This is a genomic window from Bacillus sp. HY001, assembly GCF_007558965.1.
In the GTDB taxonomy this organism is placed as follows: Bacteria; Bacillota; Bacilli; order Bacillales; family Bacillaceae_G; genus Bacillus_A; species Bacillus_A mobilis.
On sequence record NZ_VLTE01000045.1, the window covers coordinates 49,920 to 73,808 of the forward strand.

Annotated in this window: 27 protein-coding genes and 1 other annotated feature (1 of these 28 cut by a window edge); of the genes, 18 read left to right on the plus strand and 9 right to left on the minus strand. The window is 39.3% G+C overall.

The features are described 5' to 3' along the window. Positions 1-76, plus strand: a binding site (T-box leader); it begins 144 nt to the left of the window's first position. Positions 77-141: 65 nt separating this feature from the next. Together leuS and FOT98_RS20605 are read left to right on the plus strand one after the other, a co-directional pair. Then, a complete protein-coding gene (gene leuS, locus FOT98_RS20600; RefSeq protein ID WP_063262130.1) occupies positions 142-2,550 on the plus strand; it encodes a leucine--tRNA ligase in 2,409 nt (802 codons plus the stop codon). Between the two features lie 202 nt (positions 2,551-2,752). Next, positions 2,753-3,709 (plus strand): hypothetical protein, encoded by a 957-nt coding sequence (locus tag FOT98_RS20605; RefSeq protein ID WP_063262129.1) that lies wholly within the window; start codon positions 2,753-2,755, stop codon positions 3,707-3,709. A gap of 44 nt (positions 3,710-3,753) precedes the next feature. Here the strand turns inward: FOT98_RS20605 and FOT98_RS20610 are convergent, their stop codons facing one another. From FOT98_RS20610 to FOT98_RS20630, 5 genes are all read right to left on the minus strand, one after another. Beyond that, the gene (locus FOT98_RS20610; protein WP_144291128.1) at positions 3,754-4,176 is read right to left on the minus strand and encodes a pyrophosphohydrolase domain-containing protein; all 423 of its coding nucleotides are present in this window, start codon (positions 4,174-4,176) and stop codon (positions 3,754-3,756) included. Between the two features lie 189 nt (positions 4,177-4,365). Next, the gene (locus FOT98_RS20615; protein WP_000038782.1) at positions 4,366-4,551 is read right to left on the minus strand and encodes a hypothetical protein; all 186 of its coding nucleotides are present in this window, start codon (positions 4,549-4,551) and stop codon (positions 4,366-4,368) included. A gap of 90 nt (positions 4,552-4,641) precedes the next feature. Next, the gene (gerHC, locus tag FOT98_RS20620) at positions 4,642-5,721 is read right to left on the minus strand and encodes a spore germination protein GerHC (protein WP_063262127.1); all 1,080 of its coding nucleotides are present in this window, start codon (positions 5,719-5,721) and stop codon (positions 4,642-4,644) included. Then, complete coding sequence (locus tag FOT98_RS20625) at positions 5,697-6,791, minus strand: spore germination protein (protein ID WP_063262126.1); 1,095 nt, start codon at positions 6,789-6,791, stop codon at positions 5,697-5,699. The genes gerHC and FOT98_RS20625 overlap by 25 nt, the downstream gene beginning before the upstream one ends. Positions 6,792-6,807: 16 nt before the next feature. Beyond that, on the minus strand, positions 6,808-9,129 hold the full coding sequence (locus FOT98_RS20630; RefSeq protein WP_144291129.1) for a spore germination protein: 2,322 nt from the start codon (positions 9,127-9,129) through the stop codon (positions 6,808-6,810). Positions 9,130-9,281: 152 nt separating this feature from the next. Between FOT98_RS20630 and FOT98_RS20635 the strand changes: the two genes are divergently transcribed. Beyond that, positions 9,282-10,406 (plus strand): homoserine O-acetyltransferase family protein, encoded by a 1,125-nt coding sequence (locus tag FOT98_RS20635; protein WP_063262124.1) that lies wholly within the window; start codon positions 9,282-9,284, stop codon positions 10,404-10,406. Positions 10,407-10,455: 49 nt separating this feature from the next. Here FOT98_RS20635 and FOT98_RS20640 read toward each other — a convergent pair whose 3' ends face one another. Further along, positions 10,456-10,638 (minus strand): hypothetical protein, encoded by a 183-nt coding sequence (locus FOT98_RS20640; protein ID WP_016085879.1) that lies wholly within the window; start codon positions 10,636-10,638, stop codon positions 10,456-10,458. Between the two features lie 198 nt (positions 10,639-10,836). Here FOT98_RS20640 and FOT98_RS20645 point away from each other — a divergent pair, with 198 nt between their 5' ends. The 6 genes from FOT98_RS20645 to FOT98_RS20670 all read left to right on the plus strand — a co-directional run bounded on the left by FOT98_RS20645 (position 10,837) and on the right by FOT98_RS20670 (position 16,910). Then, positions 10,837-11,142, plus strand: coding sequence for a rhodanese-like domain-containing protein (locus tag FOT98_RS20645; RefSeq protein WP_000141210.1), 306 nt, complete (start codon positions 10,837-10,839; stop codon positions 11,140-11,142). A 78-nt stretch (positions 11,143-11,220) separates the two neighbouring features. Then, on the plus strand, positions 11,221-11,445 hold the full coding sequence (locus FOT98_RS20650) for a spore germination protein (RefSeq protein ID WP_000512461.1): 225 nt from the start codon (positions 11,221-11,223) through the stop codon (positions 11,443-11,445). 20 nt (positions 11,446-11,465) lie between these two features. Next, positions 11,466-11,789 (plus strand): hypothetical protein, encoded by a 324-nt coding sequence (locus FOT98_RS20655; protein ID WP_001110860.1) that lies wholly within the window; start codon positions 11,466-11,468, stop codon positions 11,787-11,789. A gap of 121 nt (positions 11,790-11,910) precedes the next feature. Then, a complete protein-coding gene (locus FOT98_RS20660) occupies positions 11,911-14,667 on the plus strand; it encodes a BclA-related collagen-like exosporium protein (protein ID WP_063262123.1) in 2,757 nt (918 codons plus the stop codon). A gap of 199 nt (positions 14,668-14,866) precedes the next feature. Then, entirely contained in the window at positions 14,867-15,880 is a 1,014-nt protein-coding gene (gene moaA, locus FOT98_RS20665; RefSeq protein WP_063262122.1) for a GTP 3',8-cyclase MoaA, read from the plus strand. A gap of 16 nt (positions 15,881-15,896) precedes the next feature. Further along, a complete protein-coding gene (locus FOT98_RS20670) occupies positions 15,897-16,910 on the plus strand; it encodes a molybdopterin-synthase adenylyltransferase MoeB (RefSeq protein WP_061676797.1) in 1,014 nt (337 codons plus the stop codon). Positions 16,911-16,947: 37 nt separating this feature from the next. Here FOT98_RS20670 and moaC read toward each other — a convergent pair whose 3' ends face one another. Continuing rightward, a complete protein-coding gene (gene moaC / locus FOT98_RS20675) occupies positions 16,948-17,433 on the minus strand; it encodes a cyclic pyranopterin monophosphate synthase MoaC (RefSeq protein ID WP_063262121.1) in 486 nt (161 codons plus the stop codon). An 83-nt stretch (positions 17,434-17,516) separates the two neighbouring features. Here moaC and moeA point away from each other — a divergent pair, with 83 nt between their 5' ends. From moeA to FOT98_RS20710, 7 genes are all read left to right on the plus strand, one after another. Next, positions 17,517-18,806 carry a molybdopterin molybdotransferase MoeA gene (moeA, locus tag FOT98_RS20680; protein WP_063262120.1) on the plus strand — a complete coding sequence of 430 codons (1,290 nt, stop codon included), beginning with the start codon at positions 17,517-17,519 and terminating at the stop codon, positions 18,804-18,806. After that, positions 18,776-19,291 (plus strand): molybdopterin-guanine dinucleotide biosynthesis protein B, encoded by a 516-nt coding sequence (gene mobB / locus FOT98_RS20685; protein WP_063262119.1) that lies wholly within the window; start codon positions 18,776-18,778, stop codon positions 19,289-19,291. The genes moeA and mobB overlap by 31 nt, the downstream gene beginning before the upstream one ends. Then, positions 19,288-19,752: a molybdopterin synthase catalytic subunit MoaE gene (gene moaE, locus FOT98_RS20690; RefSeq protein ID WP_063262118.1), complete on the plus strand. Its 465-nt coding sequence runs from the start codon at positions 19,288-19,290 to the stop codon at positions 19,750-19,752. The genes mobB and moaE overlap by 4 nt, the downstream gene beginning before the upstream one ends. A 2-nt stretch (positions 19,753-19,754) precedes the next feature. Continuing rightward, complete coding sequence (gene moaD, locus FOT98_RS20695; RefSeq protein WP_061676801.1) at positions 19,755-19,988, plus strand: molybdopterin converting factor subunit 1; 234 nt, start codon at positions 19,755-19,757, stop codon at positions 19,986-19,988. Between the two features lie 93 nt (positions 19,989-20,081). Then, on the plus strand, positions 20,082-20,501 hold the full coding sequence (locus FOT98_RS20700) for a DUF3888 domain-containing protein (RefSeq protein ID WP_063262117.1): 420 nt from the start codon (positions 20,082-20,084) through the stop codon (positions 20,499-20,501). A gap of 36 nt (positions 20,502-20,537) precedes the next feature. After that, entirely contained in the window at positions 20,538-21,395 is an 858-nt protein-coding gene (gene glcU, locus FOT98_RS20705; protein ID WP_063262116.1) for a glucose uptake protein GlcU, read from the plus strand. 13 nt (positions 21,396-21,408) lie between these two features. Further along, entirely contained in the window at positions 21,409-22,194 is a 786-nt protein-coding gene (locus FOT98_RS20710) for a glucose 1-dehydrogenase (protein WP_063262115.1), read from the plus strand. A gap of 74 nt (positions 22,195-22,268) precedes the next feature. Here the strand turns inward: FOT98_RS20710 and FOT98_RS20715 are convergent, their stop codons facing one another. Continuing rightward, entirely contained in the window at positions 22,269-22,763 is a 495-nt protein-coding gene (locus FOT98_RS20715; protein WP_001998466.1) for a CarD family transcriptional regulator, read from the minus strand. 256 nt (positions 22,764-23,019) lie between these two features. Between FOT98_RS20715 and FOT98_RS20720 the strand changes: the two genes are divergently transcribed. Then, positions 23,020-23,256: a DUF2553 family protein gene (locus FOT98_RS20720; protein WP_000533797.1), complete on the plus strand. Its 237-nt coding sequence runs from the start codon at positions 23,020-23,022 to the stop codon at positions 23,254-23,256. Between the two features lies 1 nt (position 23,257). Next, on the plus strand, positions 23,258-23,440 hold the full coding sequence (locus FOT98_RS20725; protein WP_000621750.1) for a sporulation protein Cse60: 183 nt from the start codon (positions 23,258-23,260) through the stop codon (positions 23,438-23,440). 34 nt (positions 23,441-23,474) lie between these two features. Here FOT98_RS20725 and FOT98_RS20730 read toward each other — a convergent pair whose 3' ends face one another. Then, complete coding sequence (locus FOT98_RS20730; RefSeq protein WP_033659785.1) at positions 23,475-23,702, minus strand: DUF3973 domain-containing protein; 228 nt, start codon at positions 23,700-23,702, stop codon at positions 23,475-23,477. Positions 23,703-23,889: the final 187 nt, after the last annotated feature.

The following is a 23,889-nucleotide window of genomic DNA, read 5'->3' on the forward strand; positions in this document are numbered from 1 at the left end:
ACGGATCTAAGCGAATGTATATTTGTACATTAATTTAGGGTGGTACCGCGGGAATCTATAACCTCTCGTCCCTTTCTAGGGATGAGAGGTTTTTTGTATTTTGGGCGGTGAAAATAAATAGAATTTCAAGGAGGGTATCTCATGAGCTTTAATCATCAAGATATTGAGAAGAAGTGGCAAGGGTACTGGGAAGAGAATAAAACATTCCGTACGCCAGATGAGACAGAAAAACCAAAATTTTATGCACTAGATATGTTCCCATATCCATCAGGTGCAGGCCTACACGTAGGACATCCAGAAGGTTATACAGCGACAGATATTTTATCTCGTATGAAGCGTATGCAAGGATATAACGTTCTTCATCCAATGGGATGGGATGCATTCGGTCTTCCAGCAGAGCAATATGCACTTGATACTGGAAACAGCCCGGCAGAATTTACAGAGATTAATATTAATACGTTCCGTAATCAAATTAAAGCATTAGGCTTCTCTTATGATTGGGATCGTGAAGTAAATACAACAGATCCAAACTACTATAAGTGGACACAATGGATCTTCCTAAAACTATTTGAAAAAGGCTTAGCTTACGTTGATGAAGTACCTGTAAACTGGTGCCCAGCACTTGGTACAGTACTTGCAAACGAAGAAATCATTGACGGTAAGAGTGAGCGCGGCGGACATCCAGTTGAGCGTCGTCCGATGAGACAGTGGATGTTAAAAATTACAGCTTACGGAGATCGTCTATTAGAAGATCTAGATGAGCTTGATTGGCCAGAAAGCTTAAAAGATATGCAACGTAACTGGATCGGTCGTTCTGAAGGTGCAGAAGTACATTTCAACATCGATGGTACAGATGAGAAGTTCACAGTTTTCACAACGCGTCCTGATACATTATTCGGTGCAACATACTGTGTACTTGCTCCGGAACATGCACTTGTTGCTGAAATTACAACGGCGGAACAAAAAGAAGCAGTAGAAGCTTACATTAACGCTGTAAAAATGAAGAGTGACCTAGAGCGTACAGAGCTTGCGAAAGAAAAAACTGGTGTATTCACTGGTGCTTACGCAGTTAATCCAGTAAACGGTGAGAAATTACCAATCTGGATCGCTGATTACGTTCTTGCAACTTACGGAACAGGTGCTGTAATGGCAGTTCCAGCTCACGATGAGCGTGACTATGAATTCGCATCAGTATTCAATCTTCCAATGAAGGAAGTTGTAAAAGGTGGAGACATTACGAAAGAAGTGTACACAGGTGATGGTGCACACGTAAACTCAGCATTCCTTGATGGTTTAAATAAAGAAGAAGCAATCGCAAAAATGATTGAATGGCTTGAAGTAACGAGCGCAGGAAATCAAAAAGTAACATACCGTCTACGTGACTGGTTATTCAGCCGTCAACGTTACTGGGGTGAGCCAATTCCAGTAATCCACTGGGAAGATGGCACAATGACAGCTGTGAAAGAAGAAGAATTACCATTAGTTCTTCCGAAAACAGAAAACATCCGTCCTTCAGGTACAGGTGAATCACCACTTGCGAACATTGAAGAGTGGGTAAATGTTGTTGATCCTGAAACTGGTAAAAAAGGTCGTCGTGAAACGAACACAATGCCACAATGGGCTGGTAGCTGCTGGTATTACCTACGTTACATCGATCCAAACAACAGCGAAGCACTTGTAGATCCTGAGAAAGTAAAACAATGGCTTCCAGTTGATATTTATATCGGCGGAGCGGAGCACGCTGTACTTCACTTACTATATGCTCGTTTCTGGCATAAAGTATTATACGATATCGGTGTAGTTCCAACGAAAGAGCCGTTCCAACAGTTATTCAACCAAGGTATGATTCTAGGTGAAAACAACGAGAAAATGAGTAAATCAAAAGGTAACGTTGTAAACCCTGATGATATCGTAGCAAGCCACGGTGCAGATACACTTCGTCTATACGAAATGTTCATGGGACCATTAGATGCTTCAATCGCTTGGTCTGAAAATGGTCTTGACGGAGCGCGTCGTTTCCTAGACCGCGTATGGCGTCTATTCATTCAAGATAACGGTGAATTAAGTGAGAAAATTACGGATGCACCAAATAAAGAGCTTGAAAAGGCTTACCACCAAACAGTGAAGAAAGTAACAGAAGACTATGCAGAGCTTCGCTTCAACACAGCGATTTCTCAAATGATGGTATTCATCAATGATGCATACAAAGCTGAAACACTTCCAAAAGAATATGTAGAAGGTTTCGTAAAAATGATTGCACCAGTTGCACCTCACATCGGAGAAGAACTATGGAGCAAACTTGGATACAATGAAACAATCACATATGCAAGCTGGCCAACATTTGATGAGTCTAAACTTGTAGAAGATGAAGTTGAAATCGTTGTTCAAGTTATGGGCAAAGTTCGCGCAAAACTAACAATGAGTAAAGACGCATCAAAAGAAGAAATGGAACAACTTGCACTTGAAGCAATTCAAGACCAAATCGAAGGAAAAACAGTTCGTAAAGTAATTGTAGTTCCTGGCAAACTTGTTAACATTGTTGCAAACTAATTTATTCTATAAAAAGCTCAGAGTATTTATACTCTGAGCTTTTTTGTGTAGAAAATAATTTCTGGATCACCTTAGTCTACGTTTTCAATTATTCTATTACGTACAAATAAAAGAGCGGAATTCCAATACAGACAAACACCTATTTTTCTATAGGAAATATGATAAAAAAGGTAGGCTAAAATGAGTAGAAGAGGTGAAAGGAATGAAAGGGATGGATAATAATGCACCACATGGCTTCTTCGGAGGTGGGTCGGGTAGTTATGAACAAATGATGTTAATGGGAGGAGCTGGCCAACAAGGATACGGTGGAATTCCGAGCTGGATGGATGGAGCAGGAGGCTTTCCAACATCGGTAGCTGGTATGCAAACTGGAATGCCGACATCAATGGGAGGATTTTCGACAGCAGGGGCTGGAATGCCTACAGTAACAGGAAGCTTTCCAACATCAGTAGCTGGCGTACAGACAGGATTTCCAGTAGGAGCACCAACTACATTTCCTTCTTTCGTTGGAGGAGTGCAGACAGGATTTCCGGTACCAGGAATAGGTGTTGTAGCTGGAGGAATAGGCGGGTATCCGCAAGTTGTTCACGGTCATCATGGACATCACCACCATCAAGGTCAACATGGCCATCATGGACACCATCATCACCAAGGTCAGCACGGCCATCATGGACACCATCATCATCAAGGTCAACATGGCCATCATGGACACCATCATCATCAAGGTCAACATGGTCATCATGGACACCATCATCACCATGGCCACCATGGTCATCAACAACAAGTACATCACCACGGTCAACACCACATTCATCCACAAGCTGTTCTTTACCAAACGCATCAAGGCCAGCATGGTCATCATCACCACCAAGGCCAACAAGGTCACCATGGTCATCATCACCATCAAGGCCAACAAGGTCACCATGGTCATCATCACCACCAAGGCCAACAAGGTCACCATGGCCATCACCACCAAGGCGGCCAACAAGGTCAGCACGGTCACCAACAACACCAACAACACCAACAATATCAGCAATATCAACAACAGCAACAATCTTCTCCTTGGACAGGTGGAATTGGAGCAGGAGGAGCAGGGGCAGCAGCAGGAGCGGCTAGTATTGGTGGAGCAGCAGGACACGCGGGACACGTGGGTCATTAATGACTTGCAGAAAAAAAGACATAATAAAAAACTGCTAGGAAATCCTAGCAGTTTTTTTCAGCTTCTTGTCGTTGGCGTTCGATTTCAGCACGAAGTTGTGGCTCGGGTGCTTGCCAGCCTTCTGGTTTTAGAATTTTGCCATCGCCTTCGCGGAATCGAGGCTTCCCATCAGGGAATAATTTTGCCATGTTTGCATTATTTACAATTTCGAATCCTTTATCTGGACGTACGCCCATTTCAGCAAACGTTCCGAATGCAAAGTAAATAAGGTCAATCAGTGCATCATATTGATCTTCAACAGTCGTTGCTTCTAGAAATTCTTCTAACTCTTCTTGCATAAAACTTGCGCGGATTTTTGCACGTTCTTCTGTTAATTTTGTTGGAGTATTTGTCACAGGATGTCCGAACTCTTCATGCATTTTCGCAACAAGTTCGAATCCTTTATCTAAACCTTTTTCGTTCTTCATGTTGTTTCATCCTTTCTCGCTTTGTGCCGAATCTCATTGTAACATAAGGTGATTATGAAATGAAAAGGGGCTGTCCAAAAGTTTCATCTTTTAGTTTAGATAGGGAAATATTGTATCGACTAAACGACAAAACATAATCCATTAATAAAAGAAAGCCATCCCAGAATACTTTTGGGACGGCCCTGCTCGTTATTTTTCTTCTTTTATTAAAATGGATAAAATAAGATCAATGCCAAACATACCAACGAGCAACATCGGTATAACGACAAGTAAATAACGTGTGAAGGAAACATTTTTTAAGTATGTATGAGCAAATAAAAAGACGCCGAGAAATAAAATACCATTTAAAATAGGCTTTACTAATTTTTTAGACATAAGCTCCCCCATAAATATCTTCTCTCTCTATCTAAAATAAAAACTCCTCTTTCCGTTGTATCATGCTGGAGAGAGGAGTTCAATCATTTCTCATTCAATTACACCAGAATTTGTAATATTTACGGTGTATTTTATAGTAACAGGGACATCTTTGTACATTTGTTTCCACTCTTCTAACTTGAATGGACGATAATGTTGTTTATATTTTGCTCCTAGTCCGAGGGGATCAACGTCTAAAGATTTAAACTGCTTAATTAATTTAGCAGCTTGTGTATTTAATTGTTTTTGGACGTTTTTTTCAATTTTTTTTGAGTTCTTGTTATTTTCTAAGTTAATTTGTTTCGATAGTTCTTGAATGCGCGCCTCAAGATGAACGTGAATGAAGAAAGAAGGCTTTCCGTTTTTAATCTTAATATCGTAAGTTGGAACAGAACGAATATTATTAATCATTACGTACGCAGAATCGGTTTTAAATTCATGTGAATCTAATTTATGTTTTTCTAATAATCCTTTAAATATGAACATATCTTTTTCCGCAATTTTACCGATATATTTATCCTTTTTAAAAAGACCAATTCCATTGATTTTTATTTTATCACCATGTTTTTTTAAAATTGGAATATAGTAGTCTTGCCCTTCTTGATAATAACGGAATGCTCCTACATGCAGATTATCCTTTGGTAAAGGACCAGTTTCCATGTTATGCTCTAACAATTTTTTCATATAAATTGCAACGTTGTATGAAGTCGAATATTTCCCTTTCAAAAGTTCAGTACCATTACCTTCAAGTAAAGCAACATATAAAGCGTTCCCTATATTCACATCTCGAAGTAATGTATCGAATGAAGTAGACATGCCTTTTTTGGCAAGTTTTATAGTATATAGAGCGACACGCATTTGTCCGCTAGCAAATGGTTGAGAAGACTCTAAAGATGTGTCTGCTTTTACTTGTTTTACGGCATTTGCGGTGCCTTCAAAAACTTGAACTTTATTTCCTTTTTTTTGAATGGGACAAACGAATGTCACTTTTACTTTACGATCCTTTGCTGTATCAAAAACGGTTCCTTGAATAAGTTGTACATCATCGATAATATTTTTTTGTAAACATCCAGTTAAACTAAAAAGTGCTATACAAAAAATAAGTATTAATTTGCTTTTGATTTTTTCCATTTTCTTTTCACCCACACAATAATAAATAGGATTGGGATGTATACATAAATGAGCCAAAAACTAACCTTCGATGCATTACTAATAAAGTTATTAATATCGTGTCTGTTTGTTAAAAGTTGTGAAACAATGAGAGTGATAAAGAAAAAAGCGATTAAAACACCTCTTTGTTTTACACGGAATATTTCATGTGTTGCTCTTGTTGCTGCCCATAAGGGAAGGATAAAACTTGTAATGATAACAAGTGCATAGCCTGAGATTGCAATATATTCTAGCCTTTCTATGAAGGGTAATTGAATGACTTGGGTCATAGAAAGCTGCGACCATATTGTTTTTAGCAATTGTTTTTCACTAAAAAATGCAAAGGCTAAAAGGGTGCTAAATAAATATAGAAGATTTGAAAATAGTGCCCCGTATTGAGCGTATTTATGAGATTGCTTCGGATTTTTCACAAACGGATAAATCATGAGATACACTTCAAATCCTGTCATGCTATATATGGAAAGATGAGCGGATTTTAAAATATCTGAAAAAGAATGTGTGAATATAGGCAGTAAATTCTCCCAATGTGAGTATTTCAAAACGAATAAGCTTAAAAATAAATATCCTAGTGTACCACCAACAGAGATGACGCAAATACCAGTAATGACACGAAATCCAGAAGAAATAATGTAATAGCTAACTAAGCACAAAAAGAGTGTTAACATAAAGGTGGAAGCAGTTGGGAACATCCATACTTGAATAATTTCAACATACGTTCGAATGACGGAAATACTGAGAGTTAAAAAATAAGCTGCAAAAATGATATTAAAGACGTTCCCTATCCATTTTCCGAACGTTTGTCGTTGTAAATCAATTAAATTTCCGTTTGTTTCTTTTAATAAAAAATACATCATCCATATAAGGAGATGGATACAGAGTCCTGTGATTAGAACACCCATCCATCCGTCGTATCCAGCGGCCTTAGCGGTGATTCGAGCGAAGCCGAGAACGCCAGCTCCAAACTGTGCACCGTGAATTAAGAAGAAAACAAAGACAGGAGATATTTGATATTTTTCTTGAACTTTACTCATCAATGCACCTCATTCCTTAATCATCAAAATCCGATCTGTGTTTTGTTGAAATCCCTTTTGCTGATTTTTTTACATGTTGTGGCCTTGCTTGTACATCCCTTGTATCAATCATCGTTAAAGGAAAACGAATCCAAGAGTCCTTAACCGATTGTTGTCTCGTCGGATAAAACAAAGCGTACGGCTTGCGTAAGGAAGTAAGTCTAAATAGATGAGTAAATAAGAAGATAAATCCAAGAGAAATCCCGAACAATCCGCCTATTTCTGCAAACATAAGAAACGGGAATCGTAGTAATCGAACAGCATTACCCATTTTATAAATAGGTGTAATAAAGGAAGCGAGTGCTGATAAGGCAACGATAATTAATAAAATATTACTCGTTAAACCAGCTTGTACAGATGCCTGTCCGATTACGATACCGCCTACAATACCGAGCGTTTGACCAACTTTCATCGGTAACCTTGCGCCAGCCTCTCTTAATAAGTCGATTGCAAGTTCTAAAAAGAGTGCTTCAATTAAAGGTGGGAACGGTACTTGTGCCCTTGATAAAATCAAAGTTTCAAGTAAATCACTTGGAATAAGTTCATAATGATAATTTAAAACTGCAACGTATAACGGTGTAGCACAGATTGAAAATAGAACGGCGATTAACCTTAAAATCCTTGAAAATGTAGCATATAGCCAAGAGACGTTATAGTCTTCTGGTGAAATGAAAAAATCGAAATAGGATACAGGCGTTAGTAGAACGCTTGGAGAACCATCCACAAAAATAGCAATTTTCCCATCAATAAGTGCTTTTGTAACTCTATCAGTACGTTCTGTATTGATATAGAGAGGGAAAATTGACTTTTCACCCATTAATTCTTGTATATAAGCACTATCATTAATTTGATCATACTCAAGAGCACGTAATGACTCCTCGAGAAAATCCACATTATCTTTTTCAGCGAGGTTGTCTAAATACATCATGACAACTTTTGTTTTTGAAAACTCGCCGACAATCATTTCTTTTGTTTGTAAATCCAAAACAGGAAGACGTTTTCGAACTAAATTAATATTTGTATCAATGTCTTCTACGAAACCTTCTTGAGGACCGATAACAGTCGATTCGTTTAAAGGAGGAGTTGGTGCACGATAATTATCAATCGCGATGTTTGCAAGCATACATTTTTGATCTTGCTGGTTCAATTGAATAATCGCATGTCCTTTTAACACCATATCCTCAATTTTTTGTAAATCGTTCGTGATTGTAATGCCGCTCATCGGAATATGTTCTTTCAGCTCTTCTAGTGAAGCGTTAGGTCGTTCTAAAAGAGTAGGCATTAAATATTTTTGCAATTTCTCTCCATCAAGCGAAGGGCGATAGTAAGAAATCCAATAGGGCATCGTTTCATCATCAGATGTATGGTAATTAACAAAATCACTAGACTTTTTGAGCTTCTCTATTAAATCTTGTAGAGAATGAATACGGTCTTTTCCTGGTTTCGTAAAATCATAAATACTATTATTTCCAGAGCCTTGTTGTTGATCTTGCTCCAAGTTATCTTGTTTAGAGTTTTGCTGCTGATTTTGATCCGAGTTACCTTGTTTAGAGCTTTGCTGTTGATTTTGATCCGAGTTATCTTGTTTAGAGTTTTGCTGTTGATTTTGATCCGAGTTACCTTGTTTAGAGCTTTGCTGTTGATTTTGATCCGAGTTATCTTGTTTAGAGTTTTGCTGTTGATTTTGATCCGAGTTATCTTGTTTAGAGTTTTGCTGCTGATTTTGATCCGAGTTACCTTGTTTAGAGCTTTGCTGCTGATTTTGATCCGAGTTACCTTGTTTAGAGCTTTGTTGTTGATTTTGATCCGAGTTATCTTGTTTAGAGTTTTGTTGCTGATTCTGATCCGAGTCATCTTGTTTAGAGTGTTGTTGTTGATTCTGATCCGAGTCGTCTTGTTTAGAATGTTGTTGTTGATTCTGATTCGAGTCGTCTTGTTTAGAATGTTGCTGTTGCTGCTGACCCGAGTCGTCTTGTTTAGAGTGTTGTTGTTGATTCTGATCTGAGTCGTCTTGCTTAGAGTGTTGTTGTTGTTGATCCTGATTCGAGTGGTCTTGTTTAGAACTTTGCTGCTGATTCTGATCTGAGTCGTTTTGTTTAGAGTGTTGTTGTTGATCCTGAGAAGAATCCTTGTTTTCCTCTTTTTTTTGCGCGCCATTGCTAACTTTATTATGTTTCATACTTCTAGTTTGTTCTTTGTTATCATCCTCTGGATTGTTAGGTTGTTGCTCCAAGTTATCTGTTTCGTTTTTCTTTGTTGTATTTGATTTTTTTTTCTTACGTAGCCAATTCCAAATCATATGTATTCCCTCTTTGATTGTGTAATATAGTGCTATTTTGTGGCTAATTTTGTATATTATTCATTTATTTATGAAAAGAAGAAGGAGTTTGGTTTGCATAGAAAAAAACATGTAGTAAGCAGTTCATACTATAACGGGAAGAGGGAGAGTCTGTGCAAATTGTAAAAAAAGAGAAGTTTGTTTTAAGGGAGTTTACGTTTGAAAATGGTAGGGAAATTCCTGTTCAAATGGGGTATGAGACGTATGGTACTTTAAATAGAGAAAGGTCAAATGTGATTTTGGTATGCCATTATTTTAGTGCAACGAGTCACGCAGCAGGAAAATATACAGCGCATGATGAGGATTCTGGTTGGTGGGATGGTTTAATTGGACCTGGAAAAGCAATTGATACAAATAAATACTTTGTTATATGTACTGATAATCTTTGTAATGTGCAGGTGAAAAATCCTTATGTGTTTACAACAGGACCGAAATCAATTGATCCGAAAACTGGAGATGAATATGCGATGGATTTTCCGGTTTTTACATTTCTTGATGTAGCTCGTATGCAATATGAGTTAATAAAAGATATGGGAATCGCAAGGCTACATGCTGTAATGGGACCGTCAGCTGGCGGGATGATTGCGCAGCAATGGGCTGTTCATTATCCTCATATGGTAGAGCGGATGATTGGTGTTATTACGAACCCACAAAATCCAATTATTACGTCAGTAAATGTAGCGCAAAATGCTATTGAGGCCATTCAACTAGATCAAAGTTGGAGGGGCGGAAAATATGGAGAAGAGCAGCCAATGAAGGGGCTTCATTTGGCAAATAGAATGATGTTTATGAACGCGTTTGATGAGCATTTTTATGAAACAACATTCCCTCGTAATAGTATAGAAGTAGACCCTTATGAAAAGGTTTCTACATTGACGTCATTTGAGAAAGAAATAAATAAAGTGACATATAGAGGTATAGAGTTAGTAGATGCAAATTCATGGATATACACGGCGAAAGCAGTTTTATTACATGATATTGCGCATGGATTTTCGTCTTTAGAAGAGGCACTGTCTCATATAGAAGCAAATGTACTTATGATTCCGTGTAAACAAGATTTGCTTCAGCCGTCACGTTATAATTATAAAATGGTTGACATGTTGCAAAAACAAGGGAAGTATGCGGAAGTATATGAGATAGAAAGTATAAATGGGCATATGGCGGGAGCATTTGATATTCATTTATTTGAAAAAAAGGTTTATGAGTTTTTAAATCGGAAAGTATCTAGTTTTGTGTAGAAAATAAATGGTATGAAAAAGGTGCAATGTATGTGGTAGGCACCTTTTTTTACATGATTTGTAGACGGAAAATATATGTGGCAATTGCTATACCGAAGAACGCTATACTAAGTAATAGAAATAAGAATGATATTTCTTGTGGCGATTTTATCTTTTTATTATTTTTCATACTAAGAGCAATAATTGCAGCGATTAAGAAAATGATGCCGGTAATGAAAAGAAAAAGTGTCATTTTCATTGGCTCCTTTCATAAAACAAGTATATTGAGAATACAATGCACGAGTTATGTTTGTAAAGAATAAGTTTTGCGAGAAAATTGAGAAATAAATTTTGCATTCTTTGCGTTCTTTCTTTCGCATGCTAAAATTGATTAGACATGCTTTTTAAGGAAGAGACTAAAGGTTTTATTGTATATAAGGAGGAACGAAATATGACAGAAGTTAAAACAATCACTACAGAAGAAGTGCAAGAACGTTTAGAAAATGGTGAAACGTTATTTTTAGTAGACGTAAGGGAAGATGAAGAAGTAGCAGCAGGGAAAATTCCAGAAGCTGTACATATTAAAATGGGTGATATCCCAAATAAAGTAGATTTCTTTGATAAAGAGAATGAATATATCTTTATTTGTCGCTCGGGAATGCGCAGTGAAAATGTATGCCACTATTTAAATGAGCAAGGATTTAAAACAATGAACATGGTTGGCGGCATGCTTCAATATGAAGGTGAAACGAAATAAGTAGCTTAAAAAAACTTGAAACGTGTTTGTTTCAAGTTTTTTTATTTTGCATACAGTGTACAAAAGGGGGATAGGTAAATGGGGATTAACTTGCGGAAAGTAAAAATTATTAATAATACAGGGGCTGTTAATGTCGGCGATTGTTATGATATCTCACCTTTAGCTGTAGCAAAAATATATGCAGGTGCTGGAGGATCGAGTGCGGCTATTTTTTTAAATGGGAAAAGACAGCCAGAAGCAGTGATTCGAACATCAGTGTTTCTTCCGCCATTAGCAACGAGTACACGTACATTAGGTTCATAGAGGAAAGGTAGAGTGTGATTATGCCTGCTCATATAAAAGAATTTGTTATTGTGAATAACACTGGTAATATATTTACCGGTGATAATTTGAGTGATACTTCATTTACTGCTACGAAATCGTATAGTGGTTCAATGGGGTGTACTTGGATTGATGTTGTTACAGTAATAGGAACGGAGACGAAGCTTTGTTTACAGCCTGGAGACTCGGTGACGACAACCTATACAAGGGGAACTCCTGCCGGTACTGTAACAGGAGCAAATATGGGGCAAAGTGTAAATGCATCGAGCATAGCACAAGCTGTCCCTAATACAGATAATATGGATTCAATTGCTGGACTCCCTTAAGAAATTAAGGGGTTTTTTATTATTTAAAATAAAAATAGTCTTTGAGTTTGTTTTTGAAAATACATATTAAGAAGAAGAGGTTTGTTTCATGTGAAAAAGATGGTTTGTAGGTGGTGAAAGTGTGAAAGAGCGTGATAAGAAAAGGCAACAACATTCGTTAAACTCTAATTTTCGAATTTCACCAAATCTTATTGGACCTACCTTTCCTCCCGTTCCAACGGGATTTACTGGCATTGGGATAACTGGTCCAACCGGTCCCCAAGGTCCAACAGGCCCTCAAGGACCAAGAGGATTACAAGGTCCGATGGGGGAGATGGGACCGACAGGACCTCAAGGAGTGCAAGGAATTCAAGGACCAGCTGGACAAATGGGGGCAACAGGACCAGAAGGACAGCAGGGACCACAAGGATTGAGGGGACCACAAGGAGAAACAGGAGTGACAGGACCGGGGGGAGTGCAAGGGTTACAAGGTCCAATTGGTCCAACCGGAGCGACTGGGGCACAAGGAGTACAGGGGATACAAGGATTACAGGGACCGATTGGAGCTACTGGACCAGAGGGAGCTCAAGGAATTCAAGGTGTGCAAGGATTACCTGGAGTAACTGGTCCACAAGGTATACAAGGAGTGCAGGGGATACAAGGCCCACAAGGACCGAGTGGAAGTACTGGTCCAACAGGAGCAACTGGTCAAGGGGTTACAGGTTCAACTGGCATAACAGGTCCAACAGGAATCACTGGCCCATCAGGAGGACCTCCTGGTCCGACGGGGCCAACTGGTGCGACAGGACCGGGTGGTGGACCGAGTGGAAGTACAGGAGCGACGGGAGCAACGGGAACTACAGGGGCAACAGGAAGTACAGGTGTAACTGGAGCAGCGGGAACTACAGGTCCAACTGGAAGCACAGGAGCACAGGGCTTGCAAGGAATACAAGGAGTTCAAGGGCCGATTGGACCAACCGGTCCAGAAGGTCCTCAAGGTATTCAAGGTATTCCTGGTCCGACGGGAGTAACTGGTGAGCAAGGGATCCAAGGGGTTCAGGGGATTCAAGGGATAACAGGTGCAACTGGAGATCAAGGTCCGCAAGGTATCCAGGGATCTATTGGACCTCAAGGTGTAACAGGAGCAACAGGTGATCAAGGTCCACAAGGAATACAAGGGGTACCAGGTCCAACAGGAGAAACAGGACCACAAGGAGTGCAAGGAATACAAGGGCCGATGGGAGATATAGGACCAACAGGACCAGAAGGACCAGAAGGACTTCAAGGTCCACAAGGAATCCAAGGTGTGCCAGGACCAGCTGGAGCAACAGGTCCAGAGGGCCCACAAGGAATCCAAGGAATTCAAGGGCCAGTAGGAGCGACAGGACCAGAAGGCCCGCAAGGAATTCAGGGAATACAAGGGATACAAGGTGTAACAGGAGCAACAGGAGCACAAGGAGCAACTGGAATTCAAGGGGTTCAAGGTACTCAAGGGGCAACAGGTCCAGAGGGTCCACAAGGAGTGCAAGGTACTCAAGGGGCGATAGGTCCAACAGGTCCAATGGGAGTGCAGGGAGTGCAAGGTATTCAAGGAATCCAAGGTCCGACGGGTGCGCAAGGAGTGCAAGGACCGCAGGGAATACAAGGGATCCAAGGTCCAACAGGAGTAACAGGGGATACGGGTGTAACCGGAGCGACAGGGGAAGGAACTACAGGACCGACAGGAGTAACAGGTCCAACCGGGATAACAGGTCCTTCTGGAGGACCAGCAGGACCGAGTGGTCCAACGGGGCCATCAGGTCCGACTGGAGTGACAGGTCCATCCGGTGGACCACCTGGACCAACAGGAGCAACAGGAGTGACAGGAGCAACTGGAGATACTGGGGCTACAGGCTTAACAGGAGTGACAGGAGCGACCGGAGAAACAGGGGCAACAGGGGTTACGGGTTTACAAGGCCCGCAAGGAATACAAGGAGTGCAAGGGATCCAAGGTCCAACAGGCGCGCAAGGAGTGCAAGGGCCTCAAGGGATACAAGGAGTAACTGGGGCGACAGGAGATCAAGGTCCACAGGGAATCCAAGGTCCCCAAGGAATTCAAGGTCCAACAGGTCCCCAAGGAATTCAAGGTGCACAAGGTCCCCAAGGGATACAAGGAGAAACCGGAGCCACGGGAGCACAAGGTCCACAGGGAATTCAAGGGATACAAGGAGTGCAGGGTCCGACAGGTCCACAAGGTCCAACTGGAATACAAGGTGTTCAAGGTGACATAGGTCCAACAGGTCCGCAAGGCGTGCAAGGGTTACAAGGTCCGATTGGTCCAACAGGGGGCACTGGGGCAACCGGAGTACAAGGCCCGCAAGGAATACAAGGTCCAACTGGAGTTACGGGAGCAACCGGAGCGACAGGTCCCCAAGGAATTCAAGGTCCAACAGGCCCGACTGGAGCGGGAGTAACCGGGGCTACAGGGGCAACGGGTGTGACCGGGGTTAGTACAACTGCAACATACTCATTTGCGAATAACACATCAGGAACTGCTATTTCTGTTCTATTAGGTGGTACGAATGTACCGTTACCGAACAATCAAAATATTGGTCCAGGGATCACTGTTAATGGTACGAATACTGTATTTACAGTTGCAAATGCCGGGAACTATTATATAGCTTATACAATTAATATAACGGCAGCTTTACTCGTAAGTTCACGTATAACTGTAAATGGGGTTCAACTTGCAGGAACCGTTAATTCACCAGCAGTAGCCACAGGTTCATTTAATGCGACAATAATTGCTAATTTGCCTGCTGGAGCTGCTATTAGTTTGCAGTTATTTGGATTACTTGCAATAGCTACATTATCTACGACAACGCCAGGAGCTACTTTAACTATTATTAGATTAAGTTAATAAGAAGAGAACCTTGGAGCTTTTATGCTTCAAGGTTTTTTGTCCCCACTGATTAGAATTTCACTTTATCTCGTTATTTGTAGGCGGTCTAATTGGTTAGGAAAGTTTTACTTTATTCACTTGAGCAAAAACATCGCAGTTCGAAAATATATTATAATAGAATGAAAAGAGAGAAATTTGGCAGAAAGGGAGGGTGGCGATGCAGGAGATGGTTACAGATTTTTTTGAACGCCCACTTCAAGATTTGCGCATATCTGTCATTGATCGTTGCAATTTTAGATGTACATATTGTATGCCAGCGGAAGTTTTTGGGCCAGATTATGCTTTTTTGAAAGATGAGTTTTTATTGACGTTTGATGAAATTGAGCGTTTGGCAAAACTATTTGTTAGCATCGGTGTACGAAAAATTAGACTTACTGGTGGCGAGCCGCTGCTTCGTAAAGATTTAACAAAGCTTATTGCACGTCTCGTGAAAATTGACGGGCTAGTAGATATAGGGTTAACGACAAATGCGATTCATTTAACGAAACAAGCAAAAGTATTAAAAGAAGCTGGATTACATAGAGTAAATGTTAGTTTAGATGCAATAGATGATGATGTATTTAAGGGCATTAATGGCCGGAATATTAATACGAAACCTGTTATAAAGGGAATTATGGCTGCAAAAGAGGCCGGGCTTGATGTAAAGGTAAACATGGTTGTGAAAAAAGGGATGAACGACCATCAAGTACTTCCGATGGCTGCCTATTTTAAAGAACAAGGAATCACGCTTAGGTTTATTGAGTTTATGGATGTTGGTAGTACAAATGGATGGAACTTTGATCAAGTCGTTACAAAGCAAGAATTAATTGAAATGATTCATAGCGTGTATCCGCTTGAGCCGGCTGAAGTGCATTATTTCGGTGAAGTTGCGAAGCGATATCGTTACGTTGGAACAAATGTCGAAGTCGGTTTTATTACTTCTGTTTCTGAATCGTTTTGTTCCTCTTGTACGAGAGCGAGAATTTCGGCAGATGGAAAGTTTTATACTTGCTTATTTGCGACCGAAGGATTGGATATAAGGGAACTTCTTAGAGGGAATCTTTCGGATGATGAGTTAGTAAGTGTTATACAAGATGTATGGATGAATAGAAAAGATAGATATTCGGATGAACGGACAGAAGAAAGTGCAAAAAATCGTCCGAAAATTGAAATGTCTTATATAGGAGGATAAGAAAGGGGGCTATCGTATGCAGGAGCGATATTCAAGACAGATATTATTTGCTGGTGTTGGAGAAGAAGGACAGAAAAAAATTAGAGAGAAACATGTGCTTATTATTGGGGCTGGAGCTCTTGGTGCAGCAAATGCAGAAGCGATTGTGAGAGCAGGTGTTGGAAAAATAACAATTGCAGATCGTGATTATGTAGAATGGAGCAATTTACAAAGGCAACAATTATATACAGAAGAAGATGCAAAGCAGTATAAACCAAAGGCGGTAGCAGCAGCAGAACATTTAAAGGCGATTAATTCTGAGGTGGAAATAAATCCAGTTGTTACAGATGTAACGGTGCAAGAAATGGAAGAGCTAGTGAATGATGTAGATTTAATATTAGATGCGACAGATAATTTTGAAACGCGTCTTCTTATTAATGATATTTCACAAAAGTATAATATTCCGTGGATATATGGTGGTTGTGTAGGAAGTTACGGGGTAACGTATACAATTTTACCAGGAAAAACACCGTGTTTCCGCTGTTTAATGGAGCATCCGGCGAGCGGAGCAACATGTGATACGGCTGGCATTATACAACCGGCAGTACAATTAGTAGTTGCACATCAAATAACGGAAGCGCTGAAAATATTAGTAGAAGACTATGGAGCACTTCGCGAAACGATGTTATCGTTTGATCTTTGGAATAATCAACAGATGGCATTTAAAGTGAATAGGCAGAAAAAAGACACGTGTTTATCTTGTGGGAGATTACGTACATATCCGAGTTTAACATTTGAAGCACAAACGAAAACAGAAGTGTTATGTGGTCGGAATACAGTACAAATCCGTCCAGGTACGCGGAATGAATTTAATTTAGAGGAAATTAAAAAGCGCTTACAAAGAAGTGTGGATGTAAAAGCTACTCCGTATTTATTATCATTTCCGGTAGAGGAATTTCGTTTTGTTTTATTTACAGATGGCAGGGCATTTATTCATGGAACGAATGATATCAATGTGGCAAAACGTTTATATGCAAGATATATAGGTTGAATCTAAAGGAAACCCTTTAGATTCAACAGAGAGAAGATTAAGATTTTCTCGTATAATCTCCACTTTTTCCACCTGTTTTTTCAAGTAAGTACGTTTCGCCAATAATCATACCTTTATCAACAGCTTTACACATATCGTACACAGTAAGAGCAGTAGCGGAAGCTGCTGTTAAAGCTTCCATTTCAACACCGGTGCTACCTTCTGTCTTAACTTTTACTTCAATAAGTAATCGATATTGTTCTTCGGATTGTTTCCAATCGAAAGAAACGTCAACACCTTTTAATAATAAAGGATGGCACATTGGGATAATATCAGAAGTACGTTTCGCAGCCATAATACCTGCGATTTGTGCAACTGCTAATACATCACCTTTCCCGATTTCATTGTGAGAGATTTTATCGTAAATTTCTTTTGTAACGACAATGCTAGAGCACGCAATTGCAGTTCGAACGGTTGTTTTTTTGTCACTTATATCAACCATCTTCGCGCGTCCTTGGTCATTAAAGTGTGTGAATGAAGACATGGAATTCCTCCTTGAAGTAATTTCTATTTAATATATAAAGTTTAATCGAGATAAAAAAAATTGCAAATATGAGGTGAGAAACGATGGTAGAAAAACGAATTCCGATTCAAGTTGCTGAGGCAGTGGAGAGAGTAATGGAATATGCGAAGAATGGTGAAGTAGAAGAAGTTTCTATTACGGAAAGTTACGGGAGAATTCTTGGAGAGGATGTTGTCTCTGATCATGACGTTCCTCATTTTGATCGTTCTCCTTACGATGGTTTCGCAATTCGGGCAGAAGATACGAAAGAAGCAAATCAAGAGAATTCGATTGAGTTTGAAGTAATAGGAGAAATTGGGGCGGGATTTGTTTTTACAGGAGCAGTAGGGGCATTTCAGGCGGTTCGTATTATGACAGGAGCAGCTATTCCAGAGGGTTGTAATGCAGTCGTAATGCTAGAGCTGACAGAAGGTTTTGAGAAGAACGGAAAAGCATATATGAAGTTAAAGCGTCCTTTTCATAGTGGTGACAACGTGTCATTTAAAGGGGAAGATATAAAACAAAATCAAGTTCTCGTTAAGAAAGGTGTTGCAATTAATCCAGGTGTTGCGGCCTTATTAGCGACGTTTGGATATAATACTGTGAAGGTTGTAAAACAGCCTGTTGTTGGTATTGTGACGACAGGAAGTGAACTGTTAGAAGTACATGAGTCGTTACAGCCGGGGAAAATTAGAAATAGTAACTCGTATATGATTGCCGCTCAAATTATGAAAGCTGGAGGGAAAGTTCGTTATTATGGCCAACTTGCCGACGAGTTAGATTCATGTTTTACAGCCGTTCAATCAGCAATGAATGAGGTTGATATTTTAATTACGACAGGCGGTGTGTCGGTAGGAGATTATGACTACTTGCCGGCCATTTATGAAAGATTACAAGCGAATGTACTCTTTAATAAAATAGCGATGAGACCAGGTAGTGTAACGACAGTAGCTGAAGTTGATGGGAAGTTACTTTTCGGTTTATCAGGAAATCCTTCAGCTTGCTATGTAGGCTTTGAACTATTTGTGCATCCGGTTATAAAAACATATTTGTATGCGAAGGAGCCTCACGTATATAGAGCTGATGCCATTTTACAAAAAGATTTTCCAAAGCCAAATCCGTTTACTCGTTTTGTAAGAGCAAACGTGACAATCGTGGACGGGGCATTACAAGCGATGCCGGTTGGTTTAGATAAATCAAGTGCGGTATCTTCACTTGCTGATGCGAATGCTTTTATTGTGTTGCCTGGAGGAACGAGAGGATTTGAGGCAGGAATGAAAGTATCGGTATTATTGTTAGAGCACGCCGAGGGATGTGATTGGCCATGGGCAAAGCCCCTTCAATCTTACAAATAGTAGGGTATCAAAATAGCGGGAAAACAACGCTTGTTGAGAAAATAGTGCATGCGTTAGCTGAACGGAAAATGAAAGCTGCTACCATTAAACATCACGGGCACGGAGGTTTTCCAGAAGTAGCGCAAAAAGATAGTGAAAGGCACCGAAAGGCGGGTGCGGTTGTCAGTAGTGTAGAAGGTGCGGGATTACTTTCGCTGTCGTCATTAAAAGAGGAATGGTCCTTGCGAGAAATTATTCGCTTATATGAGTTTTTTGAAGTGGATACAATTTTAATAGAGGGCTATAAAAAAGAGAGCTATCCGAAAGTAGTGTTACTTCGTTCTGCCGAAGACGTTGAACTTTTACATAAAGTAGAAAATATAGTAGCGGTTATTACGTGGCATGATGCTCCCGCAAACTTACGAGAAGAATATAAAGTATTTCATATAACAGAAGAAGAGTTGTATATAGACTGGTTTGTACAAACGGTAAGGAGTCCGCAATGACAAATACTTATTATGAAGTAATTGATACCGAAATCTCAATTGAAGAGGTAGCGAAAAAAGTAATTCGCCGTGAATGCGGTGCCGTTACAACATTTATTGGAACGGTTAGAGAGTTTACGAAAGGGCGTCGTACATTATACTTAGAATACGTCGCTTATAAAACGATGGCAGAAAAGATGCTAGAGAAAATTGGCTTAGAAGTGAAAGCGAAGTGGCCAGGTACACACGTTGCGATTACACATCGCATCGGTACACTGCAAATTTCTGATATCGCGGTTGTTGTTGCTGTTTCAACACCGCATCGTAAAGCGGCTTATGAAGCGAATGAATATATTATGGAACGCATAAAACAAATTGTTCCAATTTGGAAAAAGGAGTTTTGGGAAGATGGAGACTCTTGGATTGGTGATCAATTAGAAAAAACGCCATATCCGGCGGGAGAGCCTGGGAAGGAGCTATAAGTATGATTCGAGTATTGTTATTTGCGCACTTGCAAGAGGAAGCAGGAACAAGTGAATTACAAATAGAGAAAGAAAATATTACGGTTGCAGAGTTAAAAGATGTTGTTGCTAAAGAATATAATGTGCCAGTGACAGAACCAATTATGGTTGCGATAAATGAAGAATATGCAAATGAAGATGACAAGATTCAATCTGGTGATATTGTTGCACTTATCCCACCGGTGAGCGGTGGTTAATATTGGATTTATTAAAACGACTTTCCTACATAGGGGAAGTCGTTTTTTTATGGCATTTTTGCGAACACTAATTTATAGAAAAAGGAGGGTATTATGAAAAAAATATGTGTAGTTATTACAATGATATGTTCGGTCTTTTTCTCTTCTCCAAGTGATTCTTTTGCGAAAGAATCAAGGGAACAGCTTTTAGAAAGTGCATTATCGAATAGGTACTATTCAATTATCAGACAAGTGACAGAAGATCAATATGAATGTGCTTCAGTTATAAATATAAAGCGTCTTGGCAAGAAAGATGAGTTCGTTCCTAGATTTGAAATTACGCTACAATTTCTCACATTCCAAGGTGCACATAATCCGCCAAATGATAAAGTTACACTTACTTTGGAAGATCATTTAGATCACGTAAAGATAAAGAAGGTGGAGCGAGAAAAGAATGTTTCTGGTGATGTTGCAGAAAAGGTTTGTGAACGCGAAAAAGAAAAAATAAAAGCTCACTCTAATGATTCAGAGTAATAATCCATGACATTTAGTAAAGAAAGGTAATGAGCGATGGACATACTTTTAGCGATTTTACCGGCTCTATTTTGGGGAAGTATTGTGCTATTTAACGTGAAACTGGGTGGAGGACCGTATAGTCAAACGCTCGGTACGACGCTTGGCGCACTTATTTTCTCGATTGTTGTTTATATTTTTGTGAAGCCAGTATTAACTCCTACTGTTATTGGAGTTGGGATTGTGTCAGGTTTATTTTGGGCACTTGGACAGGCGAATCAATTAAAAAGTATTGATTTAATGGGCGTTTCGAGAACAATGCCCATTTCGACAGGACTGCAATTAGTTGCGACGACTTTATTTGGAGTCATCGTATTTCATGAGTGGTCCACGACAATATCAGTCGTCCTTGGCGTTTTGGCACTCGTTTGTATTATTATCGGTGTTATTTTAACATCACTTCAAAGTGAGGAAGAAAAGAGTGCAGAGCAAGCGGGAAATTTTAAAAGAGGTATTATCATTTTATTGATTTCAACAGTCGGTTATTTAGTTTATGTAGTAGTAATTAGACTATTTAATGTAGATGGTTGGTCAGCTTTATTGCCACAAGCAGTTGGTATGGTGTTAGGAGGCATTTTGCTTACGTTCAAACATCATCCATTTAATAAATATGCGATACGAAATATTATTCCAGGATTAATTTGGGCAGCTGGAAATATGTTTTTATTCATTTCACAGCCGCGTGTTGGAGTGGCAACAAGTTTCTCGCTATCACAAATGGGAATTATTATTTCAACGCTTGGCGGGATTCTTATATTAGGTGAAAAGAAAACAAAACGCCAATTAATGGGAATTGTTGCCGGTATCGTTTTTATTATTGCAGCCGGAATTATGTTAGGTGTTGCAAAAAGTTAAAGGGGGTATGGAAATGTATAGTGATTTAGCAGGGAAAGTTGTCGTTATTACAGGATCGGCAACTGGTCTTGGAAGAGCGATGGGAGTAAGGTTTGCTAAGGAGAAAGCAAAAGTGGTTATTAACTATCGCTCACGAGAGTCAGAAGCGCATGATGTATTAGAAGAAATTAAAAAAGTAGGCGGAGAAGCGATTGCTGTAAAAGGAGATGTCACGAATGAATCTGATGTTGTGAATCTCATTCAATCTGCTGTGAAAGAGTTTGGTACACTTGACGTTATGATTAATAATGCAGGGATAGAAAATGCGGTACCATCGCATGAAATGCCGCTCGAAGATTGGAATAAAGTAATCAATACAAATTTAACAGGTGCTTTTTTGGGAAGCCGTGAGGCGATTAAATATTTTGTAGAACATGATATTAAAGGGTCTGTCATTAATATGTCGAGTGTTCATGAGAAAATTCCGTGGCCGCTATTTGTGCATTATGCGGCCAGTAAGGGTGGTATTAAACTGATGACAGAAACGTTAGCATTAGAATATGCACCAAAAGGTATTCGAGTAAATAATATTGGGCCAGGTGCAATAAATACGCCAATTAATGCAGAGAAGTTTGCTGATCCTAAAAAACGTGCTGACGTAGAAAGTATGATACCGATGGGTTATATCGGAAAACCGGAAGAAATTGCAGCTGTTGCAACGTGGCTCGCTTCATCAGAGGCAAGTTACGTAACTGGAATTACGTTATTTGCAGATGGTGGAATGACGTTATATCCATCGTTCCAAGCAGGACGTGGGTAATAGAAAAGGACAAAGAGTTTTAGCTCTTTGTCCTTTTTTCTGCAAAAAAAAAATAGCGGTCGGCTATTTTAAATTTAATGATTAATTGTATCTTGAAGATATTCTGTTGCTTGATGTTCAGAAACATTTTGTACGAGTGCAACTTCGCTAATCATCATTTTTCGGGCATTATCTAGCATTTGTTTTTCGCTCGCATTTAAAGCTCTCTCTTTATTACGGCGAAGTAAATCACGAACAACCTCTGCACTATCTTGCAGATTGCCGTTTTTCATTTTTTCCATATTCATTGTATATCTTTGTTTCCAGGAAAGTGATGTATCTGATTCCCCGTTTTGAAATTCAAGAAGTATATCATCTAACGTACCTTTATCTACGATATAACGAATACCTGATTTTTGTAATTGATCCATAGGAAGCATTACTTGCATATCTTTACTAATGATACGTATCACACAATATTGACGTATTGTTCCTAATATTTCTTTCTCTTCAATGGCTTCGATGACTCCTGCGCCGTTCATTGGATAAACGATTTTATCACCAATTTGAAACAAATCATCCACCTCCATATGTGGTAACCATCTTTAATGATAACATAAGTGAATAAAAATGTCAAATTTTATATAATACCATAATAATTATACCTGAGTCAATAAGTAAAAACTCTTTTTTTTTATATATTTTTTTGCTCTTACTTATCTATGATTTTTTTAGAAAAATAGTACAGGTGAAGAAAGAAGGCATATCCACTTATTTTTAAGCATAAAATGTAAAATCGCTAATACAATATACCTAAATCCGTTCTTTGCAAAGGAGGGAGAGAAGGTGGGGCGCACAATAAAAATTGATATTACAAATAAAGTTGTAGCTAAATTTAGACCAGATTGTTTGGAATTATATACGAGTAAATTTATGATAGGTAAGTTTTATGTCTATACTGAAGGTAAACAATATGTGTTAGAAGACGGATATATATATGAAGACGGAAAATTTTATCGCATCATAGATACGCACCGTGGCAATAATCAAGCGGCGGAGGGCTGCGATCTAGGATGGTGTTAACATGATTCGTGTGAAAGTGTTTGATGAAAGTCACGAAAAAGACTTAGAAGACGCTGTAAATGTGTTTTTGAAAAAGATTGATGATAGTAAATTTGTAGATATTAAGTACCAAGTTGGTGTTTCCATTAACGATGATGAGAACCAAATTTATTGTTTTTCAGCAATGATCGTTTATAAAGCATAAAAAAGAGCTGGGTGAGCCAGCTCTTTTTTATGCTTTATGTTGGGACAACGTGTGTCGGTAATACGTTCATAATAGATTGGGGTGTACCTAATTTCTTTGTCGTTAAAAGAGGCTCCCCAGTCTCATGGTTTTGGGCATCTGTACACATACCGAGGTGATAACGATCACCTAAAAATGGATCAATATAAAAACCGTTTTTGAATACTTTATCATTCGGATGTTTTTCGTGATGAATATCAGAGCAGTTAATGCAATAGAACATAGCTTTCATCCCCTTTTTATTTTTGTTTGAAAAAAGTGAGTCGGTAGTCATTTCGCTCCTAAGGAAATGTTGAGGAGAAGAGAAATAACTACCTACTCAAATGGTGGGCATATTCCTTCTGATTTTTTATATCTCGCGTAGTGTCCCCGAGGGAAGGAGGAGAGACGAAATACGCATGATATACGTA